Below are 16,288 nucleotides of genomic sequence, written 5' to 3'. Positions count from 1 at the left end.
TGTAAACCTATAGCTATATATAATGAATGAATTTTTTTATATATTCGTTATTAGTATTTTGTATTTCTTGGACAGTTCCGTGGTAGATAATATTCCCTTCGTATAATACTGCTATTTTATCAGCTATTTTAAATGCACTATGAATATCATGTGTAATCGTGATAATTGTAGGGTTAAAGTCTTTAGATAATTTTATTATTATCTCGTTTACCATATCTGACATAATTGGGTCCAATCCTGAAGTTGGCTCATCCAATACAATAATTTCTGGATTGTGCGCAATCGCCCTTGCAAGTGCTACTCTTTTTTTCATTCCGCCTGATAGCTCGATTGGAAACATATCTGCTATGCTTTCCTCCAGTCCAACATCATTTAACTTCTCGATTGCTAGCTGTTTTGCCTCCTTTTCGCTGATATTAAAGCGCTTTTTATAATTAAAAGATATATTTTCCCACACTGTAACGTAGTCAAATAAAGCAGAATTTTGAAATAAGACTCCAAATTTATTTTTGCTTTCACTATTTATTTTAATAGACCCTGAGTCTGGTTTTAGCAATCCAATGATTATTTTTGTTAATACAGATTTACCACTTCCTGAGCCGCCAAGTATGACTAATGATTCCCCCTTCGATATATTAAAACTTATGTTGTTTAATATCGTTCTATCATCAAAAGACAAGCTTAGGTTCAATATTGATATTATGGGGCTATACATGTATCAAAGTAATCAAGTAGTTTGCTAAAATGATCAATATGGACGAAAAAACAACAGTTGATGTTGTAGCAACACCTACTCCTCGTGCACCTTCTCTACAATGGTAACCGTAATAACAACTTGAAACAGAAATTATAGCCCCAAAAGCAGTCGCTTTCATTAGCCCAACAACAAAATCGTTTATATTAAAGAATTGAGCTGTATATTTTATGTATATATTTAAATTGTGGTTAAATTCAAAGACTGCGGTGACATACCCTCCAAATATTCCTATTAGATCTGCACATACTGTAAGTATTGGAAATACTATAACTGACGCTAGAATTCTTGGTGCAATTAAATATTTGAAAGGATTGATGTCCAAAGTTGTAAGTGCATCTATTTGTTCAGTGATGCGCATCGTGCCAATTTCTGCTGCAATTGAGGACCCAACCTTTCCTACCATTATTAAGCTAATCAAAACTGGCCCTAACTCTTTAATGATAGTGATCGTAACAAGCTTAGGTACTACTTGTTCTTGATTAATCAATAGACCACTTAAGCTACTTTGTAAAACTATCACCGCTCCTATAAAAACTCCAGTGAGCCCAACAATTGGTAAAGAGAAAAAGCCTATCTCTATAATTTGTTTTGCTACATTGCTAAAATAATACGGTGGCACAAAGCAGTGGTATAGAGATTGAATAAAAAACACAAATGCGTTACCAAGCCTCAACAGAAAGTTGATAAAGCACCTACCGATTATTCTAACACTGTTTACATCAAAGGAACTCACTTTGCATTTATCTTAGCTAAAAATTAGTTTTACTGATTTTATTAAAATTTTTATTAACTCTATCGCAGAGTATAGTCAAGATATATCTTAAGTTCAATATACTTTGATCAAAATGCTTGAGTTTAAGTTTATAAGACTGAATTGTATAAGAAAACCTTACTTATTTCGCTATTTACTTCTTGTAAAAAACATGCTACTAATAAATTGTGTTATATAATTGAATTGGAGTAAGTTTTGGCAGTTCCGAAGAGAAAAAAGTCAAAGTCAAGGCGTAATATGCATCGTTCTCATCATACTATTAAGCCTAAGAATATTGTGGTATGTGCAACAACTGGAGAATTCATGTTGCCTCACAACATAGCAGTTGACAATAGTTACAAAGGAAAACGTGTTTTCATTAAACAAAAGGCGGAGTAACTCATGATATGTTACCCACGGTCAACAACAACATAGTTATCGCACTTGATGCTATGGGAGGGGATTTTGCACCTCTTTCCGTAATTCAGGGTGCTAGTTTTTTCTTGGATAATCTTGTTGATCCAGGTGTTGAAGTTTTTTTTCATATTTATGGAGATCAGAAAGAAATATCTCCTTTGCTTTCAAAATACAAAAAAGTAATCGATAACTCCGAATTTACCCATTGCTCTGATAATGTTCTTCCAAATGATAAACCCTCTTTTGCACTGAAACATCGCAAAGATTCAAGTATGAAGGCAGCTGTTGAAGCAGTGAAAAAAGGTAAAGCTTTTGGAATGGTGTCTTCAGGCAACACTGGAGCATTGATGGCTATCTCCAGATTTATTTTAGGAATATTACCCAATATCTATCGTCCTGCTATTGCATCTGTCTGTCCAACTAAGACAAAAAGCTTTGCATTGCTTGATCTTGGTGCAAATGTTGACTGTAATACTGACTCATTATTTCAATTTGCATTAATGGGGAGTATATTTGCAAAAATAGCATTAAAAGTTGAAAATCCTGAAGTCGCTTTGCTAAACATTGGTACAGAAGAAGTGAAAGGTACTGACTCAGTAAGAGGAGCTTTTGAGTTACTCAAAAATGCTCCAAGTATTAACTTCAAAGGATATATAGAGGCAAGTGAATTTTTAGATGGTAATATAGACGTAATTGTTGCTGATGGTTTTGTTGGTAATGTAATGCTCAAGACAGCTGAGGCAACTGCTGGTACTTTTATCAGTCTAATAAAACAGGAAGTATTTAACTCATGGATGACAAAAATGCTTGTCGGCATATTGTTGAAACCCAAGCTAAATAAAGCATTAGAGCGTTTTAATCCTAAAATTAGAAGTGGAGCTATGTTTTTAGGGCTAAATGGTATCATTATAAAGAGCCACGGAAATTCTGATGCTATTTCTTTTGCTCACGCTATAAAATTTGCAGTAAATGCAATCAGTGAAAATTTAAACCAGAAGATAATTAACGGGGTAAGTCATATTGAATAAAAGTTTCATATTGAGCACTGGTTCTTACCTACCAAAAAAAATTTTGAGTAATAACGAAATTGCATCGATAGTTGAAACAAACGATGAATGGATAAGGCAAAGAACAGGAATAGTTCAAAGACATATAGCAGATGAAGGAGAACTAACGTCAGATTTAGCTGTTAATGCAGCGAAAAATGCTATAGAAAAAGCGAAAATTTCAATAGATGAAATTGGTTTGATCATAGTTGCAACAACAACACCTGACAAAACTTTTCCTAGCTGTGCAACGATTATACAAAGTAAATTAAAGTGTAAAAACGCATTTGCTTTTGATGTACAGGCAGCATGCTCTGGTTTTATATATGCAGTTACAGTTGCTGATTCACTTATAAAGTCTAACGATAGAATTAAATACGCGCTTGTTATTGGTGCTGAAATAATGTCTAGGATTGTTGATTGGGAAGATAGGTCAACTTGTGTACTCTTTGGTGATGGTGCTGGTGCAGTGATAATGAAATCAGAAATGAGTAGCAGTAGCATTATATCAACAAACTTACACTCTGATGGCAATGTGGACTTATTATGTACAAACGGAGGAATATCCTCTACTCGTGATTCTGGAAAGATACTTATGAATGGAAGAGAAGTGTTTAAACATGCAGTAGAGAAATTAACAGCCTCAGTAGAGGAAACTCTAAAATGCAATAGTTTGAAGATTACTGATATTGACTGGTTAATTCCCCATCAAGCAAACATTCGCATTATTGAAGCAGTAGTAAAGAAATTAGATTTTCCTATAGAAAAAGTAATTAATACAGTTGATAAGCATGCAAACACCTCAGCAGCGTCAATTCCACTAGCCTTAGACTATGCAGTACAAGAATCAAAAATAAAGTCAGGAAATCTGATATTGCTGATTTCAATAGGTGCAGGTTTAGCCTGGGGTTCTGTGTTACTGCGCTATTAGACTTCCTATTACCCACGCTTCTTTTTTCTCAATTTTATCGTTACATGCTGTACTGACAAAGTTTTGAGATATTATCACAAACATTATATTCACAAGAAATACTTGACTTCACGTGTACTAAGAAGCATTTTATATATGATGTGTGCCCGTAGCTCAGTTGGATAGAGCAACAGCCTTCTAAGCTGTGGGTCGTAGGTTCGAATCCTACCGGGCACATTCTTCTATCAATGCTTTCTATAAATTTTCAAGTATTCTGGTACCACATTTTCAATTGCTAGTGGTCTAATTTTCATTGTTTCGAGATCATCTGACTTTTCGATTGAACTACTCATCATAACTTTCACCTGATCTCGAGTAAGTATAGGGCTTGCATCTCCAGTTATAGGTTTTAACAGCACAGAAACAACTTTACTTTCTAAGAAAAAGGCTATCAATCTTGCCATTGGAAAAGGTACATTGATCAGTAGACACTTTCTGTTAGTCACATTCAGAATAAACTTTAATAAGCTTTTAAAAGAGTAAACTTTTGATCCACCTATATTATAAATTTTTTTATCTTGCTTATTAAAGCTGATAATACGGTATACCACTTCAGCTAAGTTTGTTACACATATCGGCTGAAACTTCGTTATTCCACTACCGATCAACGGCAAAAAAGGAAGAATTGTTGCTAATCTTGCAAATTTATTAAAGAAATTATCTTCTTTACCAAATACAAGACTGGGCTTAATTATCATTGCTCCTTGAAACGCCGAAGCTACAGCTTTCTCACCTTTCAATTTACTTTGGGCATATTTTGATAACTTATCATTTTCTATTCCCATGGCAGAAAAATGTATCATCATGGATACATTTTTTATTTGCGCAGCTTTTGCTATTCTTTCAGCTATTCCAACATGAACTGTATAGAAATCGTATTTTCTTTTTTCATATAATATTCCTACTAAGTTTATAACAACATCACACCCCTCCATACTTTCTAAAATTGATTTTTCATTAAAAAAATCTCCTTCAAGTATTGATATTTGCCCTAAGTTGCCACATAACTTTAGACAAGCAGCTTTTTCCTGATCACGAGTAAATATTCTTATTAAATACCCCGCCGCTGCCAAGCGTCTTACGATGTGTTTTCCTATAAATCCCGTTCCACCAAAAATAACTATACGTTTTATCACAGTTAAAACTTCCAATAACTTAACTTTAAATTAATACAATAGTTTTATTTAATATTCTATTGTGAATTCCTGCACTATAAGGTCCATTCTCATTCCATGAGAACCTTTAACTAAAATTACATCATTACCTTGAACAATATTAGCTAAATTACTTTTCAATTGGTTAGAATCATCGAAATGCATGCCTTTTATATTCTCCGGTAAAAGTTTATTCAATTCTAACATAAATTTACCAACTGTATGAACTTTATTCACATTTTGTTCTACTATAGAGTCAAGCAATTCTGTATGAAATACTATGCTTTCATTACCAAGTTCTAACATATCGCCGAGTAGTGCCACTTTTCTTAAATTAGAATATGTACCTAAAGTTCTTATTGCAGCCTTCATTGAAGTAGGGTTAGCATTATAGGAGTCGTTAATCAAATGTACTAATTTTCCATTGTATTTAGCTTGATGAACATTACCTCTACCTTCTGTTACAGTAAAATTCTCAAGTGCTAGTGGTAATTTCGATAAATCAAGTCCTAGACTTTGCACAACTGCTGTCACAACTAATGCAGAGTATGTAAAATGCTCACCCCGCAAACGTAAATTACAGTTTATAATTTGACCGTTGTGCGGTTTAATTTTTAAATTTATACCGCTATCGTTTCTTATTAGGTCTAACAAACGAACAGTAGCACTTTCATTCTTACCAAAGCTCACTACATTTCTGTCAGCATTTGATAAAAGATAATCATAATGTTTATTATCCTTGTTCAAAATCAAAGTACCATTATTTTTCATACCACATAGGACTTCTAACTTCGCTTGCGCAATATCAAGTAGAGATGAAAAATTTTCAACATGCGCAGGTTCGATGTTGGTAATAACTGCAATATCCGGATTGCTAATCTTCGATAGCTCTTTTATCTCACCAGCTCTATTCATTCCCATTTCAAGGATTAAGTACTGGCAGTTTTTTGGGACTTTTAGAATAGTAAAAGGTAATCCTATATTATTATTCAAGTTATCTTTGTTTGCATAAGACGCTCCATATTGCGATAGAACAGTGTGCAGCATGTCCTTTGTAGTCGTTTTCCCGACACTACCTGTAATTGTAATAACTTTAGCATTAACAAGAACATTTCTAATGTAATATGATGCCATATTATGCAAAGCTTTTAGAGTATCTTGCACAATAATTAGAGGAAAATTTCTATATTTATCTTCGCTTACTACCGCAGCAACAGCTCCTTTTAAAAATGCTTCATGTAGAAAATCATGCCCATCAAATTTCTTTCCCTTGAGAGCAATAAATAAATCGCCTTTTTTTATGCTTCTTGTATCCGTTGAAATATTTGAGCTATATACCGAATTACAAACACCCTCCCCTCTTCCGCCAGTAGCATCGATAATATTATTTGCGTTCCATTTTAACATAATTTATCTTTAAAGGTAATTTGAACAAGAAAAGCAGCAAAAATACTACATACTTTGGTAATGTACAAATAATGATTGCTATCTCTATAATTTCATCTTATAATAGATATACAAGCTTAAATATTTTCGTCTATAATTGGGTGTATTTTACTATCTGATTGTAGAAAGTGACTTGGAGGTATGTATGGCAAAAGATGAGTCAAATAAAAAGTCTATTTTGGCTAAGATAAAAGGCGTGTTTTTTCTTGTGCCTAAAGCACTTATTTATCCTATAAAGAAACCGTTTGCTTCAATTGATGAAATGAAGCATGATGCTAAAGTTTCATTAAAAAAGGCTGTGAGTGATGTACCTAAAGAAGAAGAGAAATATGACCCACCTATAAAAACCACAGAAGCTAGTAAGTACCTTGGCATACAAATAACAAAACAAGAAAAAGGTAAGGTAAGTTTTTTAGCGTCAAGAACTTTAACGGAGGATATACCTTACTTGAGTCCAGAGAAATTAGATAAAATAAGGAAAGATCTGCCAAATATAACTATTTTTAGAGAAGAAAACAAAATTGTAATTGAAGTTGATGTTGAGAAGATTATCCAAGAAATAAAAGATAAAAATCCAGGTATAGATGAAAAAGTAATGAAAAAGTACGCTCTTGAAGAAATTTATAATAAAATTGATTATGATCTCAAAAATTTGGCAAAAATTACTGGTGGAGAGTTTAAAGTTCACACAGACCGAAAGTTGCTGTATGATATTGCAGAAAAGTTGTATAGTGGATACGATAGTAAAAAGCAACAGTCACAAGAAGTTATAAGGTCTATAGGTAAAGAAAAGTCATCAGAGAAAATTTTAAATAATTGGCAAAAAGCTATTAAACAAGATTTTGAAAGTTGCGAAAGCATAAGAGGTAGGGGGAAATAAATTATGGAGAGTGTTATGAAAGAAGTTAAAATAGAGGAAAGGTATCATAGCCTAACTGTTCCTGGAGATATGTATCATTTACAACCAGAAGTTATTGCTGCAAGAAGGGCAAAAAGAATAGAAACGTTTTCAAAAAGACACCAAATGGACTATGGGTCAGTTTTGCGTGGACAAGATATACAACTAAAAGATGTTTCAAGTCTTGAAGATGCTTCTAGCGAAGCAGCAATAAGCCCACCTTCTACACCAAATCATAAGCAAAATAGAAGAGGACCAGGAATTTAATAAAGTATGGGTAGTACAGCTTATGATGACACTAATATTTTTGCTAAGATATTAAGAGGTGAGTTGTCTTATGAGGAAATACATAAAAATGAAAATGTGCTAGCTTTTCGTGATAAGTATCCTGATGCACCAGTTCATATTCTAGTTATACCAAAAGCTCAATACGTTTCATACGATGATTTTGTTCTGAAAGCTTCCGAAGAGGAAATAGTAAGTTTTTTTAAAACTGTTAGAGAAATAGCACATAAATATAACTTAGAAAAAACAGGATATAGATTAGTTACTAATCACGGTAAAGATGGAGAGCAAGTTATACCGCACTTTCACATACATATTTTAGGTGGTAAAAGATTAGGAAAGCATGTAAATTCATAGTGTTATATGTTTTTTAAATGAGTGAATATTTAACCATATTAATTTTTATCTGTGTATCAATTGTAGTATCCTTTACTTTAGGTGTATTACCTATGTTTCTTGCAGTCAGTAACCCAGATGGTGAAAAGCTTTCTACATATGAGTGTGGCTTTAATCCTTTATCAAGAGCCAGAAAAAGTTTCGACATAAAATTTTACTTAGTTGCAATATTGTTCATAATATTCGATTTAGAAATTGCTTTTCTTTTCCCTTGGGCCGTTTCTTTATCTAAAATAAGCTATTGCGGATTTTGGTCTATGATGATATTCCTTGCAATACTTACTATAGGCTTTATTTATGAGTGGTGTAAAGGTGCGTTGGAATGGGAATAAATTTATCTAATGGCGACTGGAATCGTTACAAAAAAGAAGGTTTTCTTATCACTAAATTTGGCGGTTTAATAGATTATATAATGAACTGGGCAAGGTCTGGTTCATTGTGGCCAATGACATTTGGTCTTGCATGTTGCGCAGTAGAGATGATGCACACTGCATCCAGTCGTTATGATCTTGATAGATATGGCATAATCTTTCGTGCAAGCCCAAGGCAAGCAGATGTTATGATTGTTGCTGGCACGTTAACTAATAAAATGGCAGCAGCATTGCGTAAAGTTTATGATCAAATGGCAGATCCCAAATACGTCGTCTCTATGGGAAGTTGTGCAAATGGCGGTGGCTATTATCATTATTCTTACTCAGTAGTCCGTGGTTGCGATAGAATTGTGCCAGTTGATGTGTATGTTCCTGGATGCCCTCCAACTGCTGAGGCGTTGCTATATGGAATGCTATGTCTACAAAATAAAATAAAACGAACTAAAAATATATAGCATGGATAAAACTGCAAAATACATACAAAAAAAGACTAAATGTGAATGTATTCAGAAAAATGATGGCACTATTGTAATATATTCAGCTTTGAATGACATTGAAAATCACTTACTCTTTCTACGTGATGATGAAAAGTGTAGGCTTGAATTATTAGTTGACGTTTTTGGAGTTGATTACCCAGATAGAGAAAAACGTTTCGAGCTAATATACAATTTGCTCAGCGTTGTACACAATATCAGAGTGCACATAAAGCTTCAGTTATGTGAAGGTGATATACCTCTAAGTGTAGCAAAGATATTTAACGCAGCTTCGTGGTTTGAGCGTGAAGTATTTGATATGTATGGAATAGAGTTTTCTGATCACCCAGATTTACGTAGGATTTTAACGGATTATGGATTCAAAGGTCATCCAATGTTAAAAGATTTTCCTCTCACTGGCTACGAGGAAGTAAGATACGATATAGAGGCAAAAAAGGTTGTATATAATCCTATAGACTTACCACAAGATTTTCGTATGTTTGACAGCTTATCCCCTTGGGAAGGTAGTAAAGCCACAAAAGTAAATATAAAGGAGTAGAAAATGACAGCACAAAGAAAAAAAATATCTTTGATTGGTGCAGGAAATATCGGTGGGACTCTTGCCCATATGATTGCACTAAGAGAGCTAGGAGATGTTATTTTGCTTGATGTAAGCGATGGAATACCACAAGGTAAAGCGCTTGACATTACAGAATCATCTCCTATTGATCGATCTAATGTCAATATTACTGGTACAAATAGGTATGAAGATATAAAAAACTCTGACGCAATTATAATAACTGCTGGCATTGCCAGAAAACCTGGAATGAGCAGAGATGACCTTCTGCAAACTAATGCTGCAGTAATGAAAGAGGTTGGGGAAAATATTAAAAAACATTCTCCAAACGCATTTGTAATAGTGGTTACCAATCCTTTAGATGCTATGGTTTCAGTAGTATACAAATCTTCAAGTCTGCCAACTAATATGATTGTTGGTATGGCAGGAGTGCTTGACTCTGCTCGTTTTCGTTATTTTCTTGCAAGTGAGTTAAATATTTCTGTCGAAGATGTATCTGCTTTTGTGCTTGGAGGACATGGTGACACTATGGTACCACTAATCAATTATGCTTCAATTGCTGGCATTCCACTTACCCAAATCATTGAGATGGGTTTGATTACGCGAGGAAAAGTTGATGAAATAGTTGAGCGCACTCGTAATGGTGGAAAAGAAATAGTTGATCTACTTAAATCTGGATCTGCATACTATGCTCCTGCATCTTCAGCCATAAGTATGCTAGAATCATACTTAAAAGATAAAAGGCGTATATTACCATGCGCTGCTTATCTTAATGGTGAATATGGTGTGAAAGACTTATTCATTGGTGTTCCTACTATTATTGGCAAAAATGGAGTTGAGAAAGTTCTAGAAGTTAAAATGAACGATAGTGAACAAGAGATGTTTTATAAATCTGTAAGTGCAGTAAAAGAGCTCTGTCAGCTAAATTAATTGCCCTATAGAATTTCTTTGAGCTCAAGCTTCGAAAACAGTCTAAAAAAATTATTTGTAGTTATTTTTGCTACTTGTTCCGGCGATTCATTCCATAATTCTGCTAAACAATTCACAACATATTTCACCATTGCCGGTTCATTTTTTCTTCCTCTGTAAGGCTCAGGAGATAGATAAGGTGCATCAGTTTCAACTAAAACACGCTCAAGTGGCACATTTTGTGCAATTTCTCTTAGTAAGTTCGCATTTTTAAAAGTAATAATTCCAGAAAATGAAATGTATAATCCCAAGTCCATAGCCTTATAAGCAAGCTCTTTAGAAGAAGCAAAGCAATGCATTACTCCACTAAAAGCGTCCTTCTTCATTTCTGAATTTAAAATATCAATCATCTCACTATCAGCATTTCTAGTGTGAATAACTAAAGGTAATCCTGTTACTTTTGCCGCTTCTATATGTGATGCAAAACTTTTTTTTTGATTGCTTTTATTATCAGATTTATAAAAATCTAATCCGGTTTCACCGATACTAATTACCTTTTTGCCCTTAGTAAATTCAATCAATTCATCAGCATTTATACATTCACCTTTTTCCACATTAGTATCAAGCGGATGTATACCAACGGAGCAGTAGACTTGATCATAGGATGAAGAGATTTTTAATAATTTAGGGATATCATTAATGCTTATACATATGTTATGCAAAATTCTCACACCATTTTGCTCTGCTCTTGAAATTACCTTTGGTATTTCATCATAAGAAAAATAAATTAGATGACAATGAGAATCAACTATCATAAATAGATCCTTTTATGATAGAAGAAAACTCTTCTATCACTTTTTTATAAACTTCTTTTTTGAACGGTATGGCACTGGCTACCAAATCATCCACATTTTGCCAACGCCACTCTTTGAACTCTGGATGATCAGTATGGTTAATATTAATATCCTTATCCTTCCCACAAAATTTCATTAAGAACCACCTTTGCTTTTGGCCAGAATATCTCCCATTCCAGCATGTTGGTATAACTTCCTCAGGTAAGTTATAGTGTATCCACTCTTTATTTTTAGCCACAATTTCTGCTTTATCAGTACCAACTTCTTCCAATAGCTCACGTAGCGCTGCCTGCTCTAGCTCTTCACCTTCATCAACTCCTCCTTGTGGCATCTGCCAATAAGAGTCACTATCAAAACGTTTTCCAATAAAAATATTTCCCTGTTTGTTAAATAACATTATGCCAACACAAGGGCGATACTCTTTCTCCTCACTAATCACAAATACTCTCTGTTGCTAAATTATCTATCATAGAAGTTCCAACTACTTTTTTACTATTCATTTTTTCAACAATTTTTTTTGCAACTTCTTTTGCGCTTAAGTTTGAGTTATCAATTTCAAGTGAACCTTGAGGCACAAATAGTTTCTTTCCTTTAATTCTTCTCATAGCAAAATCTGAATCAGTAATTTTTCTCTCCTGCTCTCTTTCCTTTAATTGAACGCGCTTTACTAGTTCTCCACTATTACAATATAACACCACAGGGAGAATCTCCACGTTCATTTTTTTACTTAAATTCACCACTGAGTTATATACTTTTTGATCATAGGAATCACCTTTTATCAATTCGTTTGTAAATATATAATGCTTTGATTCTATATGGTATTTTTCCAATATTGCTAACATATTCTCTCTAATCACAAAAATTTTTTCCCATATTTCACTTGTAACCTCAGCGTTTCTGAAATCAATCATATCAAATATAATATTATTAAACAGGTTATTGTCTACTATCACCCCATCAATAATATTACACAGCTCTTTTGCAATCGTAAGTTTGCCACTACCCGGAAATCCGATTAAGTAAATGACCATACCATCAGAAAACTATCATATATTACAAATATATGTATTATAAACGTTACACTAGAAACATATCAAAAATAGTTCATATTCAGAAATTTTGAGTGTATCATTACAGATAAATTATATAATTTAGAATAATGAATGGTGATACAGAATCAATAAAAAGTAAGATTGTAGATATAATAGATCAAAACAAAGGTCAAGATATAGTTACTTTTGATGTGCAGAATAAAACTGTCATTGCAAAATATATGATCATTGCATCCGGTGATTCGAGCCGCCATGTAAAAGCATTAGCTGAGCACGTGATGAAAAATCTCAAGCAATATGATAAAATAGATGTAGAAGGTATGGATGAAGGTAACTGGGTGATTGTGAATTTTCAAGGTATAATGGTTCACCTATTCAGGCCAGAAGTAAGAGAATATTATAAGATAGAAGAGTTATGGAATTGATTATCCAGGTAGCTGGTATACACTTGCTCAAATGTTGTAATTTTGAAGGCAACCCTTATGAAGTTGGTGGTGTCATTCCAGTGCTTGACACTGGAATCTAGAAAACTTAATCATAAACGAGCACACTATACAACATTTTTGATGAAATTTCATAATAAACTGGATTCCAGCGTCAAGCACTGGAATGACGCCATCGTTAACAACACCGTTTACACACAAAATAACATATTATGAAACATAAATCCGAGTTTTTAAACTTCATTCAAGAAAGAGGATACCTATATCAATGTACAAACATTGATAGGTTAGACCAGCTATTATCACAAGATAATTATATAATTGCATACATTGGGTTTGATTGTACGGCACCAAGTTTGCATATTGGCAGTCTCATTCAAATCATGATGCTCCGTCACCTACAAAAATTCGGTTATAAGCCAATAATTCTACTTGGAGGTGGCACAACAAAAATTGGTGACCCATCTGGTAAAGACAAAGCAAGAAGCGTCTTGCCGATAGAAGATATCAATCAAAATATACTTGGTATAAAGAAAACCCTCGAGAAGATGATATCTTTCGATTATGGAAAAACTGGTGCAATCATAGTAAACAACGCAGATTGGTTAGATAACATAAAATATATAGATTTTTTGCGTGATATAGGGACACATTTTTCTGTAAATCGCATGTTAGGCTTTGATAGTGTGAAAATTAGGCTAGATAGGGAGCAAAATCTAAGCTTTCTCGAGTTTAATTACATGTTGTTACAAGCCTATGATTTTGTCGAGTTGAATAAAAAGTATGGCTGTCGTCTCCAGATTGGAGGGTCAGACCAATGGGGAAATATAGTAAACGGAATTGAACTTGGCAAAAAGTTAAATTTACCTGAGCTGTTTGGTCTTACCACACCTCTTTTATTAAACGCGCAAGGAAAAAAGATGGGCAAAACTGAAAGTGGAGCTATATGGCTCGATGGCAGCATGCTCAAGCCTTATGACTACTGGCAATATTTTCGCAATGTTGATGATCAAGATGTTGGTCGTTTTTTGAGGCTTTTCACCGATTTATCAATTGATGAAATTAAAAAACTAGAATCCTTGAAGGATCAAGAAATAAATGAAGCAAAAAAGGTCTTGGCAACAGAAGCGACAAAAATATGTCATGGTTGCAAAGAAGCGAAACTTGCACGATCTGCTGCAATCTCTGCTTTTGAAAATGAAGACAGTTCATTGCTTTCTGGTTACACTATCACAAGAGAACAAGTTGCAAATGGCATACTCCTGATAGACTTGCTTCATGACACCGGTTTTGAACCTTCAAAAGGTGCGGCAAAGCGTTTAATACAGGGAAATGGATGTAAAGTTAATGATAATACTATAAACGATGTTAACTATACAATAAACTCTGAAAACTTTGAAGGTCAGCCATTTATCAAATTATCTGCAGGAAAGAAACGCCATATTAAAATTTTAGTGAGTGAAGTAAGAAAGTGAATTTGTATCTGTTCAGCAGAGTGGTAAAATAAGGTAGCCAAGAAAAGATAATTATAGGAACAAATGGATATCATTGAAGCAGCTGACACTGTGGCAGAATCGCTAGGCAATCCTACTATCGCTAGCAGTTTCTTGCTGTCGATTTGCTAAGATTGGTTTATCAACTTGAGTATCAGGCTTTGACAATTTATATATAGCATTGCCAACTATTAGTGCTGTTGCTGTAATTGCAACTACTGCTATAACTATAGGTATTAACTCAGCTGTAATTGCTCCGGCTGTAAAAAGTGCTATAGATATAGCAGTACCTAATAATGCAGTTACTCCAACGGGGCTTTGTTGCATCACTATCTATGAAAGGCTAACTATACAAGCAGCTTATTGAAAATCTTATTTTTTGCAATCAATCTGATCAAATTTAAGAATAGTAATTTATTGTTTGTACTAGTAAATTTAATTCTACTTAAAATAGCTAAAGCATTGAAATGCTTGAATTCTAGCTAGATTAGTGAATGATAGTAAAACTTCTTTTACTTAAATTTAGATATTTACTGACTGTCCTTACTATAAATGCTAGAATAATAAGCTATTGATATTCTACATTTTATCTTTTATTCATCGTAGATAGCGATGCAACAAAACCCAATAGCGTCAACTTAAGGAAAGATGTTAAGGAGTAAAATACTGTGAAAAATAGGACCTTTGGTTTCTATTTTATTTCAATAAAGAAGATATCAGTAAAGCTTATCTATTAAGGTGTCACATAGAGGAGTGCTATAAACGACTCAAAGTAGAAGGAGAATTAGAGAATTTTTCTGGGATAAATTTAGAAACAAGAATTTTGTGCAAACTTGGTCATGTGCAATACTTCATATGTGTGATGCACAAGAGCCTTGGAACCCAGATCAAATTGCTGAGTATCGTTTAAATTTTTCAGTTTTATTTGGTGTAATGAGACAGAAACTTTATCAGGTGCTTATTAGCACCAAAAAACTTTCAAGCCCTTTTTAAAATACGCACTAAAGTTAACGTGAAGATTGTATAGCCGCAATAAAGTAGATAAGCCTAAACGCCATAATGTCTTTAGGAGAGCTTGCTAATTTATTCTCTTAAGTTAACGTCATTGCCTGAACAGATACATAAAAAAGTAGTACTTGCAAGAAAGAGTTACTTAAGAAATTAATTAACTTTGCTATTTTCTCTAACATACCTAGAAGAAATAGATACATTATCTAATGCACTACTAATCCTAGTATTCCTTTCATTAATCGCTGCAGTTGGTTGAAAAGTGGCATAGATATATTGTGGTATGTCATTAATTCGTACTATAATAGAATTAATACATTCAATATTACCTTTATGTATAGCAAAGGCAAATGGTTTAATGACATACGTCACGCCTGGAAGCTGCACAATATCTTTAGAAGTAAGGATATTTAGTAGTGTATCACTATTTTGAACTCGTATAAAAATAGAATTGATACACTTGTTATTGCCTTTATATATAGCAAAGTTAAGTGGCGTTAAAGTATACGCTATAATATTTAAATACTGTACAATATTTCTAGAAGCAAGGATATCTTGTAATATACCATTTTCCTGGGCTTTTGTTAAAATAACATCAACATATCTTTCCTTGTTGTAATGTATGGCAAAGCTAAGCGATGTTAAGTTGTACATCAAACCATCTTGATAATTTATAATATTTGGAGCAGTAAGAATATCTTGTAGTATACCATTGTTTTGAGCTTGTTCTAAATAGAATTAACACATTCATTATTGTCTCTATGTATAGCTAGGCTAAGCAGTATTAAAGTGCGTCCTCCATCTGTTGGAAATCGTGTAGTATATCCTATTGTAAGAACTTTTAGTAAATCATTCTCTGAGGCTACTTTCAAGATATTACTAATTCCCTCACCATTTGATATTACCTTTTTCAACTTAAAATGCAAATTTCGTTGTGCTTGTGTTAAGTTGTTATCATTTAGCATATTCTTGTAACCTCGTTTTAAAG

The 16,288-nt window shown here is 33.5% G+C and carries 21 protein-coding genes, 1 tRNA gene and 2 pseudogenes; 14 read left to right on the top strand and 10 right to left on the bottom strand.

The window, feature by feature from the left end:
• Positions 1-13 precede the first annotated feature (13 nt).
• Together OOL01_RS00990 and OOL01_RS00985 are read right to left on the bottom strand one after the other, a co-directional pair.
• The gene (locus OOL01_RS00990) at positions 14-715 is read right to left on the bottom strand and encodes an ABC transporter ATP-binding protein (protein WP_010405332.1); all 702 of its coding nucleotides are present in this window, start codon (positions 713-715) and stop codon (positions 14-16) included.
• Entirely contained in the window at positions 708-1,490 is a 783-nt protein-coding gene (locus OOL01_RS00985; RefSeq protein ID WP_029237671.1) for an MlaE family ABC transporter permease, read from the bottom strand. The genes OOL01_RS00990 and OOL01_RS00985 overlap by 8 nt, the downstream gene beginning before the upstream one ends.
• Positions 1,491-1,724: 234 nt before the next feature.
• On the opposite strand from OOL01_RS00985, the gene rpmF reads away from it, so the two are divergent.
• The 4 genes from rpmF (at position 1,725) to OOL01_RS00965 (ending at position 4,118) form a co-directional block, all read left to right on the top strand.
• Positions 1,725-1,907 carry a 50S ribosomal protein L32 gene (gene rpmF / locus OOL01_RS00980; RefSeq protein ID WP_029237672.1) on the top strand — a complete coding sequence of 61 codons (183 nt, stop codon included), beginning with the start codon at positions 1,725-1,727 and terminating at the stop codon, positions 1,905-1,907.
• 8 nt (positions 1,908-1,915) lie between these two features.
• A complete protein-coding gene (gene plsX / locus OOL01_RS00975; protein WP_264686907.1) occupies positions 1,916-2,953 on the top strand; it encodes a phosphate acyltransferase PlsX in 1,038 nt (345 codons plus the stop codon).
• Entirely contained in the window at positions 2,946-3,902 is a 957-nt protein-coding gene (locus tag OOL01_RS00970; protein WP_264377619.1) for a beta-ketoacyl-ACP synthase III, read from the top strand. The genes plsX and OOL01_RS00970 overlap by 8 nt, the downstream gene beginning before the upstream one ends.
• A 142-nt stretch (positions 3,903-4,044) precedes the next feature.
• A tRNA-Arg gene (locus tag OOL01_RS00965) sits at positions 4,045-4,118 on the top strand.
• Positions 4,119-4,126: 8 nt separating this feature from the next.
• Here OOL01_RS00965 and OOL01_RS00960 read toward each other — a convergent pair.
• Together OOL01_RS00960 and OOL01_RS00955 are read right to left on the bottom strand one after the other, a co-directional pair.
• Positions 4,127-5,077: a complex I NDUFA9 subunit family protein gene (locus OOL01_RS00960; protein ID WP_179945645.1), complete on the bottom strand. Its 951-nt coding sequence runs from the start codon at positions 5,075-5,077 to the stop codon at positions 4,127-4,129.
• A 48-nt stretch (positions 5,078-5,125) separates the two neighbouring features.
• Positions 5,126-6,502 (bottom strand): UDP-N-acetylmuramoyl-tripeptide--D-alanyl-D-alanine ligase, encoded by a 1,377-nt coding sequence (locus tag OOL01_RS00955; protein WP_264336529.1) that lies wholly within the window; start codon positions 6,500-6,502, stop codon positions 5,126-5,128.
• Positions 6,503-6,686: 184 nt separating this feature from the next.
• On the opposite strand from OOL01_RS00955, the gene OOL01_RS00950 reads away from it, so the two are divergent.
• From OOL01_RS00950 to mdh, 7 genes are read left to right on the top strand one after another with little or no spacing between them, the layout of a single operon-like run.
• Positions 6,687-7,421: a hypothetical protein gene (locus tag OOL01_RS00950; RefSeq protein WP_264686906.1), complete on the top strand. Its 735-nt coding sequence runs from the start codon at positions 6,687-6,689 to the stop codon at positions 7,419-7,421.
• A gap of 3 nt (positions 7,422-7,424) precedes the next feature.
• Entirely contained in the window at positions 7,425-7,706 is a 282-nt protein-coding gene (locus OOL01_RS00945; protein ID WP_010403548.1) for a hypothetical protein, read from the top strand.
• A 6-nt stretch (positions 7,707-7,712) separates the two neighbouring features.
• Entirely contained in the window at positions 7,713-8,081 is a 369-nt protein-coding gene (locus OOL01_RS00940) for an HIT domain-containing protein (protein WP_006014413.1), read from the top strand.
• A gap of 17 nt (positions 8,082-8,098) precedes the next feature.
• Entirely contained in the window at positions 8,099-8,452 is a 354-nt protein-coding gene (locus OOL01_RS00935; protein ID WP_064085468.1) for an NADH-quinone oxidoreductase subunit A, read from the top strand.
• Complete coding sequence (locus OOL01_RS00930; RefSeq protein ID WP_264686905.1) at positions 8,443-8,946, top strand: NuoB/complex I 20 kDa subunit family protein; 504 nt, start codon at positions 8,443-8,445, stop codon at positions 8,944-8,946. Before OOL01_RS00935 ends, OOL01_RS00930 begins: the two co-directional genes overlap by 10 nt.
• 1 nt (position 8,947) lies before the next feature.
• Positions 8,948-9,523 carry an NADH-quinone oxidoreductase subunit C gene (locus OOL01_RS00925; RefSeq protein WP_017532371.1) on the top strand — a complete coding sequence of 192 codons (576 nt, stop codon included), beginning with the start codon at positions 8,948-8,950 and terminating at the stop codon, positions 9,521-9,523.
• 3 nt (positions 9,524-9,526) lie between these two features.
• Complete coding sequence (mdh, locus tag OOL01_RS00920) at positions 9,527-10,471, top strand: malate dehydrogenase (protein WP_211907691.1); 945 nt, start codon at positions 9,527-9,529, stop codon at positions 10,469-10,471.
• Between the two features lie 5 nt (positions 10,472-10,476).
• Here the strand turns inward: mdh and OOL01_RS00915 are convergent, their stop codons facing one another.
• The 3 genes from OOL01_RS00915 to OOL01_RS00905 are packed head-to-tail and all read right to left on the bottom strand — an operon-like array spanning position 10,477 to position 12,335.
• Positions 10,477-11,265, bottom strand: coding sequence for a TatD family hydrolase (locus OOL01_RS00915; protein WP_264686904.1), 789 nt, complete (start codon positions 11,263-11,265; stop codon positions 10,477-10,479).
• Positions 11,255-11,743 carry an RNA pyrophosphohydrolase gene (locus tag OOL01_RS00910; RefSeq protein WP_264686903.1) on the bottom strand — a complete coding sequence of 163 codons (489 nt, stop codon included), beginning with the start codon at positions 11,741-11,743 and terminating at the stop codon, positions 11,255-11,257. Before OOL01_RS00910 ends, OOL01_RS00915 begins: the two co-directional genes overlap by 11 nt.
• Complete coding sequence (locus OOL01_RS00905; RefSeq protein WP_264686902.1) at positions 11,736-12,335, bottom strand: AAA family ATPase; 600 nt, start codon at positions 12,333-12,335, stop codon at positions 11,736-11,738. The genes OOL01_RS00910 and OOL01_RS00905 overlap by 8 nt, the downstream gene beginning before the upstream one ends.
• Positions 12,336-12,463: 128 nt before the next feature.
• Here OOL01_RS00905 and rsfS point away from each other — a divergent pair, with 128 nt between their 5' ends.
• Together rsfS and tyrS are read left to right on the top strand one after the other, a co-directional pair.
• Positions 12,464-12,781 carry a ribosome silencing factor gene (gene rsfS, locus OOL01_RS00900; protein ID WP_264375992.1) on the top strand — a complete coding sequence of 106 codons (318 nt, stop codon included), beginning with the start codon at positions 12,464-12,466 and terminating at the stop codon, positions 12,779-12,781.
• A gap of 230 nt (positions 12,782-13,011) precedes the next feature.
• On the top strand, positions 13,012-14,274 hold the full coding sequence (gene tyrS, locus OOL01_RS00895; protein WP_264686901.1) for a tyrosine--tRNA ligase: 1,263 nt from the start codon (positions 13,012-13,014) through the stop codon (positions 14,272-14,274).
• A gap of 102 nt (positions 14,275-14,376) precedes the next feature.
• Here tyrS and OOL01_RS00890 read toward each other — a convergent pair.
• Positions 14,377-14,601 (bottom strand): annotated as a pseudogene (locus tag OOL01_RS00890) (ankyrin repeat domain-containing protein); the annotation flags it as partial.
• 391 nt (positions 14,602-14,992) lie between these two features.
• Here OOL01_RS00890 and OOL01_RS00885 point away from each other — a divergent pair.
• Positions 14,993-15,374, top strand: a pseudogene (locus OOL01_RS00885) (IS4-like element ISWosp8 family transposase); the annotation flags it as partial.
• Between the two features lie 79 nt (positions 15,375-15,453).
• Here OOL01_RS00885 and OOL01_RS00880 read toward each other — a convergent pair.
• Both OOL01_RS00880 and OOL01_RS00875 read right to left on the bottom strand, forming a co-directional pair.
• Positions 15,454-15,954, bottom strand: a complete 501-nt coding sequence (locus tag OOL01_RS00880; protein WP_264686900.1) for a WD_0033/WD_0034 family tandem repeat-containing protein — start codon at positions 15,952-15,954, stop codon at positions 15,454-15,456.
• Positions 15,955-16,028: 74 nt separating this feature from the next.
• Positions 16,029-16,265 (bottom strand): hypothetical protein, encoded by a 237-nt coding sequence (locus OOL01_RS00875; RefSeq protein ID WP_264686899.1) that lies wholly within the window; start codon positions 16,263-16,265, stop codon positions 16,029-16,031.
• Positions 16,266-16,288: the final 23 nt, after the last annotated feature.

The organism is Wolbachia endosymbiont (group B) of Rhopobota naevana (assembly GCF_947250615.1).
Classification (GTDB): Bacteria; Pseudomonadota; Alphaproteobacteria; order Rickettsiales; family Anaplasmataceae; genus Wolbachia.
Note: the sequence above shows the minus strand (reverse complement) of the source record. Positions and strands in the feature narration are given on the sequence as shown.